Annotated in this window: 9 protein-coding genes; 1 reads left to right on the forward strand and 8 read right to left on the reverse strand. The window is 70.7% G+C overall.

All coding sequences use genetic code 11. The features are described from left to right. Positions 1-156: 156 nt before the first annotated feature. From whiA to uvrB, 6 genes are all read right to left on the reverse strand, one after another. Entirely contained in the window at positions 157-1,137 is a 981-nt protein-coding gene (whiA, locus tag ACIPYW_RS13330) for a DNA-binding protein WhiA (RefSeq protein ID WP_400414286.1), read from the reverse strand. Positions 1,138-1,212: 75 nt separating this feature from the next. After that, positions 1,213-2,109, reverse strand: coding sequence for an RNase adapter RapZ (gene rapZ, locus ACIPYW_RS13335; RefSeq protein ID WP_290131661.1), 897 nt, complete (start codon positions 2,107-2,109; stop codon positions 1,213-1,215). 188 nt (positions 2,110-2,297) lie between these two features. Beyond that, complete coding sequence (gene uvrC, locus ACIPYW_RS13340; RefSeq protein WP_400414289.1) at positions 2,298-4,424, reverse strand: excinuclease ABC subunit UvrC; 2,127 nt, start codon at positions 4,422-4,424, stop codon at positions 2,298-2,300. After that, the gene (gene uvrA / locus ACIPYW_RS13345) at positions 4,425-7,484 is read right to left on the reverse strand and encodes an excinuclease ABC subunit UvrA (protein WP_400414291.1); all 3,060 of its coding nucleotides are present in this window, start codon (positions 7,482-7,484) and stop codon (positions 4,425-4,427) included. A 48-nt stretch (positions 7,485-7,532) separates the two neighbouring features. Beyond that, complete coding sequence (locus ACIPYW_RS13350) at positions 7,533-8,456, reverse strand: SDR family NAD(P)-dependent oxidoreductase (protein ID WP_400414294.1); 924 nt, start codon at positions 8,454-8,456, stop codon at positions 7,533-7,535. Next, the gene (gene uvrB, locus ACIPYW_RS13355) at positions 8,446-10,518 is read right to left on the reverse strand and encodes an excinuclease ABC subunit UvrB (protein ID WP_400414813.1); all 2,073 of its coding nucleotides are present in this window, start codon (positions 10,516-10,518) and stop codon (positions 8,446-8,448) included. The genes ACIPYW_RS13350 and uvrB overlap by 11 nt, the downstream gene beginning before the upstream one ends. 213 nt (positions 10,519-10,731) lie before the next feature. Between uvrB and ACIPYW_RS13360 the strand changes: the two genes are divergently transcribed. After that, positions 10,732-12,066 carry an MFS transporter gene (locus tag ACIPYW_RS13360; RefSeq protein ID WP_400414296.1) on the forward strand — a complete coding sequence of 445 codons (1,335 nt, stop codon included), beginning with the start codon at positions 10,732-10,734 and terminating at the stop codon, positions 12,064-12,066. Between the two features lie 114 nt (positions 12,067-12,180). Here the strand turns inward: ACIPYW_RS13360 and ACIPYW_RS13365 are convergent, their stop codons facing one another. Together ACIPYW_RS13365 and ACIPYW_RS13370 are read right to left on the reverse strand one after the other, a co-directional pair. Then, the gene (locus ACIPYW_RS13365; RefSeq protein WP_400414297.1) at positions 12,181-13,389 is read right to left on the reverse strand and encodes an acyltransferase; all 1,209 of its coding nucleotides are present in this window, start codon (positions 13,387-13,389) and stop codon (positions 12,181-12,183) included. Further along, the gene (locus ACIPYW_RS13370) at positions 13,386-14,882 is read right to left on the reverse strand and encodes a class I adenylate-forming enzyme family protein (protein ID WP_400414299.1); all 1,497 of its coding nucleotides are present in this window, start codon (positions 14,880-14,882) and stop codon (positions 13,386-13,388) included. The genes ACIPYW_RS13365 and ACIPYW_RS13370 overlap by 4 nt, the downstream gene beginning before the upstream one ends. Positions 14,883-14,894 lie beyond the last annotated feature (12 nt).

Genomic DNA, 14,894 nt, shown 5'->3' on the forward strand with positions numbered 1-14,894 from the left:
CCCCGCCCCTTGGTTTCACATGGGGGGGGGGGGTTGGGGGGGGGCCCCCCGGCCCCCCCCCCCCCCCCCCGGGCGGGGGGGGGGGGGCCCCGCGGCCCCCGCGCCTCCCGTCAGGTGGTCTGGACGACCGCGATCACGTGGTCGCGACGACCGCGGTCACGCGCCTTCGAGCTCCTCCGGGACGCTCGCCTCGGTACCCGGGATGCCGAGGTCGGACGCCTTCTTGTCGGCCATGGCGAGCAGACGGCGGATGCGGCCGGCGATCGCGTCCTTCGTCATCGGCGGCTCGGCGTGCTGACCGAGCTCGTCGAGCGATGCGTCGCGGTGCTGCAGCCGGAGGGAACCGGCGTACTGGAGGTGGTCGGGCACCTCGTCGCCCAGGATCTCGAGCGCACGCTCGACCCGGGCGCAGGCGGCGACCGCGGCCTGCGCCGAGCGTCGGAGGTTGGCGTCGTCGAAGTTGACGAGTCGGTTGGCCGTGGCACGGACCTCGCGGCGCTGACGCATCTCCTCCCACTCGGCGGTCGTGCGGGCGGCACCCATGACGGTGAGCATCTGACCGATGGCCTCGCCGTCGCGGATGACCACGCGGTGGACGCCGCGGACCTCACGGCCCTTCGCGGCGATGCCGAGACGCGACGCTGCCCCGACGAGCGCCATCGCGGCCTCGTTGCCCGGGCACGTGACCTCGAGGGCGGCGGCACGACCCGGGTCGGTCAGCGTGCCGGACGCCAGGAACGCGCCGCGCCAGATCGCGGCGAGGTCCTCGCGGTTGCCCGTGGTGAGACGGTTCGGCAGGCCACGGACCGGCCGGCGGCGGGCGTCCATGAGGCCGGTCTGGCGTGCGAGGGTCTCCCCGGCCTCGAGCACCCGGACCAGGTAGCGCGTGCCACGACGGGACGACGCGGACGATCCGACGCTCGCCTCGGAACGGACGCCGTAGAGCTCCGCGAGGTCCTTGCGCACCCGGTGCACGATGATGCGGGTGTCGAGTTCGACCTCGACCGCGATCCTGCCCGAGATGACGTGCAGACCACCCGCGAACCGCAGGATGGTCGCGAGTTCGGCGGCGCGGACCGTGTTGCGGTTCACGACGACCCTGGCCAGTTCGTCCTTGACCTCGGCAGTCAACGGCACAGCATCATTCCTAACGTTTTCTCGGTGGGGTCCGCGGTCCGGCGTCACACGCGTGGGGAGCAGCCGGAGGGACGGTCACTCCCGGCCGAGATCTCGGTTCTTCACACGCACGGCGACGCTGGGCATCCCGCGGAGGAGACTCGCCAGCTCGGCGACGATGGCGACCGAACGGTGCTTCCCGCCGGTACAGCCGATGGCGATCGTAGCGTGTCTTTTGTTCTCCCGCTGGTACCCCTCGAAGACCGGCTCCAGGACGTCGGCGTAGCGCTCGACGAACGGACGGGCTCCGGGCTGGGCCAGGACGTAGTCCGAGACGGGGGCATCGAGGCCGGTGTGGGCGCGGAGTTCCGGCACCCAGTAGGGGTTCGGCAGGAAGCGCACGTCGGCCACCATGTCGGCGTCGGCGGGCAGCCCGTACTTGAACCCGAAGCTCATCAGGGTCACCTGGACGCCGACGAAGTGGTCGTCGGCGAACTTCTCGGTGACGGTGTTCGCCAGCTGGTGGATGTTGAGGTCCGAGGTGTCGATGATCATGTCCGACGCCTCGCGCAGCCCGGACAGCCGGGAGCGCTCGCGACCGATGCCGTCGAGCAGGGTGCCGTCGCCCTGCAGCGGGTGCGGTCGACGGACTTGTTCGAAGCGCCGCACGAGGACCGCGTCGGTCGCCTCGAGGAAGAGCACGCGGACCCGGGCGGACGTCGTCGAGCGAACCTGCTCGACGGCCTGCTCCGGATCGGTGAAGAAGCGCCCACCGCGGACGTCGACCACGGTCGCGATCTTCGGGATCTTCTCACCGGCGCGGTCGGCCAGCTCGGTGAGCGGGGCCAGCATCTGCGTCGGCAGGTTGTCGACCACGTACCAGCCGAGGTCCTCGAGGGCCTTCCCGACCGTGGACCGGCCGGCGCCGGACATGCCCGTCACGATGAGGATGTCGTGCTGCTGCGGGGTCGTGGATCCGGCGGTGTCAGTCATCTGGGAGGAGGCTCCGTCGTCGCGGTCCGGGCTCGTCGCCCGGGGTCGTCTCGGTCACAGCCGTCGGCCGCGGCTGTCGGGTGGTCGGCTCGGTCAAGGCTACCGTCCGGACCGGTCACGGCGCGCGGTCGGCCCGGCTCTCCTCGCTCCGTGCCTCCGCGGCAGACGGCCTGGAGGCACGACGCACCTCACGCGGGCAGCTCCGGTCCGTCGTCGGTCACGTCCGGCACGGTGACGGACGCGGCCGGGACACGGTCGCCGTCGGCGTCGACCTCGTCGGCGTCGGCGTCGGCGTCGGCGTCGGGCACGCTGCCGGCATCGAGCGCGTCGTCGGGGTCGAGCCCGGCGTCGGCGTCGAGCGCGGCGTCGGTTCCGGGGGCGCTGTCGGGATCGGGGGCGCTGCCGGGTGCGGACGGGCTCGCCGGGTGCTGCGCGAGCTTCGTGACCACGGCGGCCGCCGTCGCCGGCCCGATTCCCGGGACGACGCCGATCTCCGCGGCGGTCGCCGCCCGGAGCCGAGCGACCGACCCGAAGTGCTTCAGGAGCGAGGCCACGCGCGACGGCCCGAGCCCCGGGATCTCGGAGAGCTGCGAGCGGACGTCGCGCTTCCGGCGGGTCCGCTGATGGGTGATCGCGAAGCGGTGCGCCTCGTCACGGATGCGCTGGATGAGGAACAGCGCCTCGGAGTTGCGCGGCAGGATCACCGGGAAGTCGTCGTCGGGCAGCCAGAGCTCCTCGAGGCGCTTCGCGATGCCGACGAGGGCGATGTCGTGCACGCCGGCTTCGTCCATCGCGCGCTTCGCGGCCTGCACCTGCGGCTGCCCGCCGTCGACGATGAGCAGTTGCGGACGGTACGCGAACCGCTTCGTCGGCTTCGACCCCTCGACGACCTCGTCCGTGGTGACGTCCGGGACGTCGGGCACCGAGGCGTCCTCGTCGAGGCGCGCCAGACGCCGGGTGAGCACCTGGTGCATGCTGTCGGTGTCGTCGGTGGTCTCGGCGATCGTGTACCGCCGGTACTGGTCCTTGCGGGGCAGTCCGTCCTCGAAGACGACCATCGAGGCGACGACGTTCGTGCCCTGCAGGTGCGAGATGTCGTAGCACTCCATCCGCAGCGGGGCCTCGCTCATGCCGAGGGCGTCCTGGATGTCGGCCAGGGCGGCCGACCGCGTCGTGTAGTCCGCGCTCCGCTTCGTCTTGTAGAGCATGAGGGCCTGCGCCGCGTTCTGCTTCGCGGTGCGTGCCAGGCCCGCGCGGTCGCCACGCTGTGCGGTGCTGAGCTTCGTCCCACGCCCGCCGCGCCGCTGGCTGAGCCACTCCTGCAGCGCCTCGGCGTCCTCGGGGAGCTCGGGCACGACGACCTCACGCGGAGGTTCGTCACCCGTCGCGTAGTTGCCCTGCACGATCTGCTCCACGAGGTCGCCCGTGGCGATGTCGAGCTCCTTGTCGACCACCCAGCCCCGGACACCACGGATGCGACCACCGCGCACGGAGAACAGCTGCACGGCAGCCGCGAGCTCGTCCTCGGCGATCCCGAACAGGTCGAGGTCGACGCTGTCGCGCAGCACCACAGCGCTCTTCTCGAGAACGGCCTCGAGCGCCTCGACCTGGTCGCGGTACCGGGCGGCCTGCTCGTACTGCATCGCGTCGGCGGAGGCGCCCATGCGCTGACGGAGCTGCGTGATCACGCGCCGGTCGTAGCTCGACATGAAGCGCACGAACTCCTCGACGAGTGCGCGGTGCTCCTCGATCGTGACCTTCTGCGAGCAGGGCCCGCCGCACTTCCCGATCTGGCCCGGGAAGCACGGCTTGCCGGTCTGCATGGCGCGCTTGTACGACGAGTCCGAGCACGTCCGGATCGGGAACACCTTGATCATCAGGTCGATCGTGTCGTGCACGGCCCAGATCTTCGGGTACGGGCCGAAGTACTTCGCGCCCTTGATCTTCCGGTTCCGCGTCACCATCACCCGCGGCGCCTCGTCGCCGAGGGTGATCGCCATGTACGGGTACGACTTGTCGTCCCGGAACTTGACGTTGAAGGGCGGGTCGAACTCCTTGATCCACGTGTACTCGAGCTGCAGCGCCTCGATCTCGGACCCGACGGTCGTCCATTCGACGCTCCGCGCCGTGAGGACCATCCGTCGGGTGCGCTCGTGCAGGGTCGGCAGCGGCGCGAAGTAGTTGCTCAGGCGTGCACGGAGGTTCTTCGCCTTGCCGACGTACAGCACCCGGCCGTTCTCGTCACGCCACCGGTAGACGCCCGGATCGGTCGGGATCTCCCCCGCCTTCGGCCGCCACGGAACGGTGTCCGCCACCTACCGCGCACCCGCCTTCTGCTTCGATCCGGCGCCGCTCTTCGCTGCAGGCCCGGAACCCGACCGTGCGGAGGCGCTCGGTTGCCGCGCACCGACGGCCTGTTCCTTGCCGACCCGGGCGTCCTGTGCGTCGAAGATCTCGCGCAGGAAGACACCGGTGTGGCTCTCCGGGACGTCGGCGACGTGCTCGGGCGTCCCGGTCGCGAGGACCGTCCCACCGCCGGCACCGCCCTCCGGACCCATGTCGATGAGCCAGTCGGCGGACTTGATGACGTCGAGGTTGTGCTCGATCGTGATGACCGTGTTGCCCTTCTCGACCAGACCCTGCAGGACGAGGAGGAGCTTGCGGACGTCCTCGAAGTGCAGCCCCGTGGTCGGCTCGTCGAGCACGTACACGGTGCGGCCGGTCGAGCGGCGCTGCAGCTCCGTCGCGAGCTTGACGCGCTGGGCTTCACCACCGGACAGCGTCGTGGCGCTCTGCCCGAGCCGCACGTAACCGAGACCGACGTCGACGAGGGTCTTCATGTACCGGTGGATCGCGGAGATCGGCTCGAAGAACTCGGCGGCCTCGCTGATGGGCATGTCGAGGACCTCGGAGATGTCCTTGCCCTTGTAGTGCACCTGCAGCGTCTCGCGGTTGTAGCGCGCACCGCCGCAGACCTCGCACGCGACGTACACGTCGGGCAGGAAGTTCATCTCGATCTTGATCGTGCCGTCGCCCGAGCAGTTCTCGCAGCGACCACCCTTGACGTTGAAGCTGAAGCGTCCGGGCTGGTACCCGCGCGCCTTGGCCTCGGGCGTCTCGGCGAAGAGCTGGCGGATCCGGTCGAACACGCCCGTGTACGTCGCCGGGTTCGAACGGGGCGTCCGGCCGATCGGGGCCTGGTCCACGTGCACGACCTTGTCGAGCTGGTCGAGGCCCTTCACACGCGTGTGCTTGCCGGCGATGTGCCGCGCCCCGTTGAGCTGGTTTGCGAGCACCTTGTACAGGATGTCGTTGACGAGCGTCGACTTGCCGGAGCCGCTCACACCGGTGACCGCCGTGAACACCCCGAGCGGGAAGTCCACGTCGATCTCCTGCAGGTTGTTCGCCCGCGCACCCTGCACGCTGATGACGCGCTTCGGGTTCGCCTTCCGACGCTCCGCCGGCACCTCGATCGCGCGCCGACCGGCGAGGTAGTCCCCCGTGATCGACTCCCGGTTCGCGATGATCCCCTCGTACGAGCCGGAGTGCACGACGTTGCCACCGTTGACACCGGCGCCCGGGCCGATGTCCACCACCCAGTCGGCCGTCCGGATCGTGTCCTCGTCGTGCTCGACCACGATCAGGGTGTTGCCGAGGTTCTTGAGCTTGACGAGGGTGTCGATGAGCCGGCGGTTGTCACGCTGGTGGAGACCGATGCTCGGCTCGTCGAGGACGTAGAGGACGCCGGTCAGCCCGGAGCCGATCTGTGTCGCGAGACGAATGCGCTGGGCTTCGCCACCGGACAGTCCACCCGCACCGCGCGCGAGCGTGAGGTAGTTCAGCCCGACCTCGAGCAGGAACTCGAGACGGGCCCGGATCTCGCGGAGGACCGCCGCGGCGATGTGGGCCTCGCGCTCGGTGAGCCGGAGCTCCTCCATGAAGGCGTAGGCGTCGTCGAGGGACAGGTTCGTCACGTCGGCGATGCTGCGGCCGTCGACCGTGACCGCGAGCACCTCGGGCTTGAGGCGCGTGCCGTCGCACACCGGGCACGGGACCTCGCGCAGGTAGCCCTGGAAGCGCTGCCGCTGCGAGTCCGACTCTGCCTCGGCGAACTTGCGCTCGATGTAGGGCATGACGCCCTCGAAGCCGCTCGTGTACCGCATCTCGCGGCCGAAGCGGTTCCGCCACGACACCGAGACCTGGAAGTCCTTGCCGGTGAGGATCGCCGCTTGGACCTTCGGGTCCAGTTGGCTCCACGGGGTGTCGAGGGAGAACCCGAGGTCCTTCCCGAGGCCGGCGAGCAGCTTCTCGAAGTAGGAGTACAGCCCACTCGTGCCCGTCCACGGCAGCAGGACGCCGTCGCGGAGCGAGGCCTCCGGATCGCCGAGCACGAGGTCGGGGTCGACGGACATCCGGGTGCCGAGACCCGAGCACTCCGGGCAGGCACCGAACGGGGCGTTGAACGAGAAGGTCCGCGGCTCGATCTCGGTGAGCGCGAGCGGGTGGTTGTTCGGGCAGGAGAGGTTCTCGGAGTAGGTCCGGACCGCGCCGGGGCCCTCGTGGTCGACGAGGTCGATCGCCACGGTACCGTTCGTCAGGCGCAGGCCCGTCTCGAGCGAGTCGGTGAGGCGCCCGAGGATGTCGTCGCTCGCGACCAGGCGGTCGATGATGACCGAGATGTCGTGCTTGACCTGCTTCTTGAGCTTCGGCGGGTCGCTCAGCTGGATCCGCTCGCCGTCGACGATCGCGCGGGCGTAGCCGGAGGCCGCGAGCTCCTGGAAGAGGTCGACGAACTCGCCCTTCTTCTTCGAGATCACGGGCGCGAGCACCTGGAACCGCGTGCCGGACTCGAACTCCATGAGCTGGTCGGCGATCTGCTGCACGCTCTGCTTGCTGATCACCTCGCCGCAGACGGGGCAGTGCGGCACACCGATGCGCGCCCAGAGCAGACGCATGTAGTCGTAGACCTCGGTGATGGTGCCGACGGTCGACCGCGGGTTGCGGTTCGTCGACTTCTGGTCGATCGACACCGCGGGCGACAGCCCCTCGATGAAGTCGACGTCGGGTCGGTCGACCTGCCCGAGGAACTGTCGCGCGTAGGCCGAGAGAGACTCGACGTAGCGGCGCTGCCCCTCGGCGAAGATCGTGTCGAACGCGAGCGACGACTTCCCCGACCCGGAGAGCCCGGTGAACACGACGAGGGAGTCGCGCGGGATCTCGAGGTCGACGTCACGGAGGTTGTGCACGCGCGCGCCCCGGACGCTGAGCGTCGAGGTGCTGTGCGGTGCCGTGCCGCCCGGGAGGTGGAGGTCAGCGGGCTCGCCGAAGGCGTTCCGGCCCGAGGTCGCGGTACCGCGGTCAGAGGTGATGGTCATCGCCGACAAGTTTACGAACCGGGACTGACATTCGTCGGGCCGTGGGTGTCACCCGAGTGCGTCGAGAGCGAACGCCACCCCGGCTGCTCGTTCGCTGGCCGTCCAGAGCCGAGCGGCCTCGAGCCGGTCGTGCGCCTTCGGTTCGGCCGTCACCCGGCCGGCCGGTCCGCGGAGCTGCATCCGCCCGGCCGGCCCCCAGTACTCCCCGGACCGGACGTCCGGAGCGACCGCCGCGTGCACGATCGGCTCGGCGCCGTCGTCCTTGCCCTGGGCGTACAGGCGCTGCGCGGGACGGGTCCAGGCCGGCTCTGCCCGAGTCGCCGCCACGAGCGGGCGGTCCGGGGCGAGGACGTCGAGCGAGAAGCCCGGGTGCGCGACGACACTGGCCACGGATGATCCGACGTCGGCGAGGCGCTCGGCCAGCTCGAAGCCGAAGAGCATCACCGCGAGCTTGCTCCGGCCGTACTGCCGGTAGCTCGAGTAGTGCCCGGCTCCGAGCGGATCGGCGCGGTCGAGTCGTGCCCACCGGTGCGCGATCGATCCGAGGTGGACGATGCGGCCCGCGCGTCGCTCGACCAGCGGCAGCACACGGGCCGTCAGGGCGAAGTGCCCGAGGTGGTTCGTCCCGACCTGCAGTTCGTGCCCCTGCGCGGTCGACCGTTGCTCGTGCGAGCCGACCACGCCGGCGTTGTTCACGAGGGCGTCGATGCCGTCCGGCAGCCGGTCTGCGAGTGCGGCCGCAGCGGCGCCGACGGAGTCCAGGTCGGCCAGGTCGAGCGCGACGTGCTCGACCTCTGCCCCCGGGACCATCGAGCAGATGCTCTCGATCGCTGCAGCGGCACGATCCAGGCTCCGTGCGGCGAGGAGGACCCGGTGCCCCGCTGCGGCGAGCTGCTCCGACGCCCAGTAGCCGAGCCCCGCCGTCGCCCCCGTGACGACGACCGTCCGGGGAGCACCGGGCTCAGCGGACATGCCCGGCGGACTCCATCTGCCGGAGCGCCTTCTTGAGGTCCTGGACCTCGTCCCGGAGCCGGGCGGCGAGCTCGAACTTCAGCTCGGCCGCGGCCTGCAGCATCTGCTCGTTGAGGTCGGCGATCGTGGCCTCGAGCTGCGTCGCGCCCTCGCCCGCGATGCCCTCGCGCTTGAGGTTCGGCGTCGGCGACCGCCGGCCGTCCGCCGCCGGGCGACCCTCGAGCAGCGCCTTCGTGTCGTCGTTCTCTCGCGCGAGGATCTCCGTGATGTCCGCGATCTTCTTGCGGAGGGGCTGCGGGTCGATACCGTGCTCGAGGTTGTAGGCGACCTGCTTCTCGCGACGTCGGTCGGTCTCCTCGATCGCGTTGCGCATCGAGTCGGTCATGGTGTCGGCGTACATGAGCACCTGGCCGGAGACGTTGCGGGCGGCACGGCCGATCGTCTGGATGAGCGAGGTCGACGAGCGCAGGAAGCCTTCCTTGTCGGCGTCGAGGATCGCGACGAGCGAGACCTCCGGGAGGTCGAGACCCTCACGCAGGAGGTTGATGCCGACGAGCACGTCGTACACGCCCTGTCGCAGCTCGGTGAGGAGCTCGACGCGCTTCAACGTGTCGACGTCGGAGTGCAGGTAGCGGACCCGGACGCCGGCGTTGCCGAGGAAGTCGGTGAGCTCTTCCGCCATGCGCTTCGTGAGGGTGGTCACGAGGACGCGCTCGTCCTTCTCGACGCGCTGCTTGATCTCCTCGAGCAGGTCGTCGATCTGCCCGTCGCTCGGCTTCACGACGATCTCGGGGTCGACCAGGCCGGTCGGACGGATGATCTGCTCGACGACGCTGTCCGTGACGCCGAGCTCGTACCGGCCGGGGGTCGCCGACAGGTAGACCTTCTGCCCGGCGCGCTCGAGGAACTCCTCCCACGTGAGCGGACGGTTGTCGAGGGCGCTCGGGAGGCGGAACCCGTGCTCGACCAGGGTGCGCTTGCGGGAGGCGTCGCCTTCGTACATCGCGCCGATCTGCGGCACCGTGACGTGCGACTCGTCGATGACGATGAGGAAGTCGTCCGGGAAGTAGTCGAGCAGGCAGTGCGGAGCCTCGCCCGCCTGACGGCCGTCCATGTGCCGCGAGTAGTTCTCGATCCCGGAGCAGAACCCGATCTGCTCCATCATCTCGATGTCGAACGTGGTCCGCATCCGCAGCCGCTGCGCCTCGAGCAGCTTGCCCTGCCCCTCGAGCTCGGCGAGGCGCTCGGCGAGCTCGACCTTGATGTCGGCGATCGCGCGGTGCATCACGTCGGTGTCCGCCACGTAGTGCGACGCGGGGAAGATCGACACCGCTGGCAGGTCCTCGATCACGGACCCCGTCAGCGGGTGCAGGGAGGACAGCGCCTCGATCTCGTCACCGAACATCTCGATGCGGATCGCGTGTTCCTCGTACATGGGGATGATCTCGATCGTGTCCCCGCGGACCCGGAAGGTCCCGCGCGCGAAGTCGACGTCGTTGCGCTGGTACTGCATCGCGACGAACCGGCGGACGAGCTGGTCGCGGGAGATCGTCTGCCCGACGTGCAGCGCGACCGAGGCGTTCATGTACTGCTCGGGCGTCCCCAGGCCGTAGATGCAGGACACCGTCGAGACCACCACGACGTCACGTCGGCTGAGCAGCGAGTTCGTCGTGGAGTGGCGGAGACGCTCGACCTCGGCGTTGACCGAGGAGTCCTTCTCGATGAAGGTGTCCGTCTGCGGGACGTACGCCTCGGGTTGGTAGTAGTCGTAGTACGAGACGAAGTACTCGACGGCGTTGTTCGGCAGCAGGCCGCGGAACTCGTTCGCGAGCTGCGCCGCGAGGGTCTTGTTGTGCGCGAGCACGAGGGTCGGGCGCTGCACCTGCTCGATGAGCCACGCCGTCGTCGCCGACTTGCCCGTACCGGTGGCGCCGAGGAGCACGACGTCGGTCTCACCGGCGTTGATGCGACCGGCCAGTTCGGCGATCGCCGCCGGCTGGTCACCGCTCGGCGAGTACTCGCTGATCACCTCGAACGGGCGCACCGCCCGCGTGGGCTCGATGTCGACTGCCATGCCTCCACGGTAGCGGCGACCACTGACAACACCCGGCTCCGATCGCCCACAGCGCACGGGCCCGCTCCGCGGTCCCACCACTCGCCGAGTGCGCCCCCGGCGTACTGTCCGCTGCAGGCAGCCTCAAAGCCCGCTGATGAGAACCGGTCGTAGCCTCCGGTCCGTTCAGCAACCCGAACCCCCACTCCCCGAAGAGGCCCCATGACGACGGCGACGCCGGCCGCACCGACCCCCGCGAAGGGCACGCCGTTCCGCGGCAGGATCCGCGGCAAGGTGCTCCTTCTCCTCTGCTGCATGTACGCGATCTCGTACATCGACCGCACGAACATCTCCACCGCGATCCCCCACATCACCGAGGAGTTCGGGTTCAACGAGACCACCGCCGGTCTCGTCGTGTCCGCCTTCGCGCTGCCGTACGCGCTCCTGCAGGTCTTCGGCGGCACGATCAGCGAGAAGTTCGGCCCGCGGAAGTCCCTCTTCGTCATCACCGTGCTCTGGGGCGTCGCGACCCTCTGGACCGGCCTCTCGGTCGGCTTCTGGACGCTCGCCGCAGCACGCTTCCTCCTCGGCCTCACCGAAGCAGCGGCCTTCCCCGCCGCGACGCAGGCGATGAGCCGGTGGATCCCCCGCGACCGCAACGGCTTCGCGCAGGGCGTCGTGCACTCGGCCGCCCGGCTCGGCAACGCGGTCGCGCCGCTCCTCGTCGCCTGGGTGATCGCGGGCACCGGCAACTGGCGGTGGGCGTTCGTCGCCACGGCCGTGCTCTCGGTCGCGTGGGCCGTCGTCTGGTTCGTCTGGTTCCGCGATCGCCCCGAGTCCGCGAAGGGGATCACCGAGGCCGAGCTGACGGAGCTTCCGCCCGTCGAGACCCGTACGACCCGTCCACCGGTGCCGTGGCGCCAGCTCGCGAAGCAGATCCTCCCGGTGACGTTCGTCGACTTCGGCTACGGGTGGACCCTCTGGGTGTTCCTGACGTGGATCCCGACGTTCCTCAGCAGCACCTACGACCTCGAGATCAGCTCCTTCGCCTGGTTCACCTCCGGGGTGCTCCTCGCCGGCGTGGTCGGCGACACCGTCGGGGGCGTGCTCAGCGACCGGCTCATCCACCGCGGCGGCGACACCCGGCACGCGCGCCGCATCATCCTGGTGATCGGGCTCGGCGGGTCACTGCTCTGCCTGCTCCCCCTCGTGTTCGGCCAGGGGCTCGCCGTCGCGACCGTGTCCCTCGCGCTCTCCTTCTTCTTCCTCGAGCTCTGCAACGCGAACCTGTGGGCGATCCCCATGGACGTCGCACCGCAGTGGTCCGGGACGGCGTCCGGGTTCATGAACACCGGCTTCGGCATCGCCGGCGTCGTCTCGCCCTTCGTCTTCGGTGCCCTGATCGACGCGTCGGGCTGGCAGCTTCCGTTCGCCCTCTCGTGCGCGCTGCTCGCCGCGGCCGCCGTGGTCGCCTGGGTGATGAAGCCGCAGCGGCTCACCTCGACCGACGGCCGACTCGAGATCGGCACGCCGGCAGCCGAGCGCACCGGCGCCTGATCGGGCGCCGGTCGCGGTCCGCCGGCCGGACCGGCGCCCTGGTGCCGACCACCTGACGGCCTGGAGGCACGACACCCGTCCGGCGCCGAGCCTCCAGGCCGAGACGTGGCCGGCTCAGCCGGCGGCCACCGCCGCACGCTTCCGCGCCCTCGCCTCGCGCTGCGCGCGCGAGGCGAGCGACGGCCGGCCCGTCAGCGGCACGCTGAGCGGGGTCCAGCGGAACGCCTCGGTGAGCGCGACGGACAGCACGACCACCAGCACGTAGGTGACGAGGGTCAACCAGGGCTTCGCGACGTGGCCCTCCAGCCAGCTGTCGCCGTACAGCAGGAGCCAGATCACGAACGGGTGGCTGAGGAAGATGCCGAACGAGCGGTCCGAACCGTAGTCGACCACCCGGGCGAGGAGACTCCCCCGGCGCCGACGGTCCGCCCACCGCGCGCCGATCGTCAGGAAGCCGACGAAGACCGCGCCGCTCCACACCACCTGGACGGGCTGCAGCGGGGTCCCGGCGGCGTACAACGACTGGCCGAGCAGGACCTGCAGGGTCCACACGCCGAGCGTGCCCACCCCGACCGCGGCGAAGCCCCAGAGCACACCCCGGCGGTGCACCCGGATGAACCGGAGGAACGCGTCGGCGTGGTCGGCGGCGATCGCCCCCGAGACGATGAAGAAGACGTACGAGAAGAAGAACTGCTTCTGGTAGCCGTGCAACCACGCGTCGCTCGCCGGGAAGTACTTGTAGCCGGCGAAGACCACGAGCTGCACGACCGCCGCGACCACGAGCACCGTGACGTGGTGCCCCCGGGTCCGCCGCACGAGCCACACGACGACCGGCAGCAGGAGGTACACCTGCATCGTGACGAGCAGGAAGTAGAGGTGGTACCAGGCGACGCCCGTGACGATGCCCTCCGCGTACGTCCGGACGAGGTCCGGGACGTCACCGCGACGCGACGAGCTCAACAGCCACGACGACGCGACGTACACGAACGACCACGCCAGGTACGGCACCCCGACCAGCAGGAAGCGCTTCGGCCAGAACTGCGCCATGGGCCGTGGACGGATCTCGTAGCTGTAGACGAGCACGAACGCGGTGAGCGAGAAGAACACGAGACGGGTGAAGTGCAGCAACCCGAGCAGGGCGTTCTGGCCGACGTCGTCGGTGGCCGCGGTGTGGCTCGTCGTGTGCACGCCGATGACGCACGCGAAGGTCAGGATCCGGAGGACGTCGACCTCGTACAGGTGCCGCGGGCGACCGTCGGCGGTGCGGGTCGGCGACGCGTCGCTCGGGGCTGCCGGGTGCGCGGCCGCGGGCGCTGCGCTCACGGCTGCTCGGCCATCGTCCGGACGTCGGCCCGTCGGATCTTCCCCGTCGGCGCCCGCGGGAGGTCCGGGACGACGGTGATCTCGACCGGTCGGCGGAAGCGGGTGAGCTCGGCCTCGGTGCGGGCGATCAGGTCGGCGACGAGGACGTCGGCGTCGACCTCGGCGTCGGGACGGACGATGACGTAGGCGACCGGGACGGCACCGAGCACCTCGTGGGGACGGCCGACGACCACCGCCTCGAGCACGCGGTCGTCGGCGAGGAGGACGTCCTCGACCTCGGACGGGTAGACCTTCTCGCCACCGCGGTTGATGACGTCGTCGGAGCGGCCCGCGAGGGTCACCCACCCGTCGGACGACACCGACCCGACGTCGCCCGTGCTCAGCCAGTGGTCGGCGTCGAAGCGTTCCGCGGCGCGGCCGCCGAGGTAGTGGTCGACGATGCCCGGGCCGCGGACCCACAGCGCGCCGACCTCGTCGGGACCGGCGACGGTGCCGTCCTCACGGCGGACCTGCACCTCGCAGCCGACGGGTACGCCGACGCTCCCCGGACGGGCCGGGGCGTCGAGCGGCGTCGCGGTGATCTGGGACGCCCCCTCCGTCATGCCCCAGCTCACGACGAGCGGCACGTCACCGAGGGCGTCCCGGACGGGGTCGGGCAGCGGCGCCGAGGCGCTCCGGACGAACCGCAGTCCCTCCGGGAAGTCGAGCGGGCCGGTCTTCGCGAGCACGGCGAGGACCGCCGGCACCGCGTTGAGCCAGGTCACGCGGCGCTCGGCCAGCAGCTCCCAGAAGCCGGTGCGCCGGAAGCGGCGGTCGAGCACGAGCGTGCCGCCGGCGACGAGGGTCGCCAGCAATCCGACGACCTCGGCGTTGACGTGGAAGAGCGGGAGGGAGTTGAAGCCGCGGTCCTCCGGCGTGAGGCCGTTGTGCGAGGCGACCGCCCGGGCGACGACCAGCAGCTGCGACGCCGGCAGCTCGACCCCCTTGGGGGTCCCGGTCGAGCCGGAGGTGAAGAGCACCACGGAGCCCTCCCCGGGAGCGTCGACGACCTCGGCCGGCACGTCGCCGTCCCGCACGCCCGTCGGCAGGAACGTGTCCGGGTCGATCCGCGAGGACGGCGCACCCTCGACCGTGGCGTCCTCGTCGCGGTCGGACACCACCAAGCCGGGGCCGCCGAGCAGCGCCGCGAGCCGAGCGGGCTCGCCGACGGGCTGGCCGGTGTCGACCGGGACCGACCGACGACCGGACGCCACCGCGGCGAGGTGCACGACCGCGAACGCGAGTGGGTCCCCGACGTCGACGAGCACCGCGCCGGAGCTCGGCACACCGATGGCGTCGAACGTGGACGACCACGCGGACACGGCGGCGTCGAGGCCGCGGTAGGTGAGGGCACGGTCGGAGCGCGCGTCCTCGAGGTACGCGCGGTCACCGCCCTCTGTGGCGCGTCGGGCGATCAGGGCGCGCAGGTCGGGGAGTTCTGCTGCTGGCTGCACGACCTGAGCGTA

It is taken from the genome of Curtobacterium sp. NPDC089689 (assembly GCF_044749145.1).
GTDB lineage: Bacteria > Actinomycetota > Actinomycetes > Actinomycetales > Microbacteriaceae > Curtobacterium.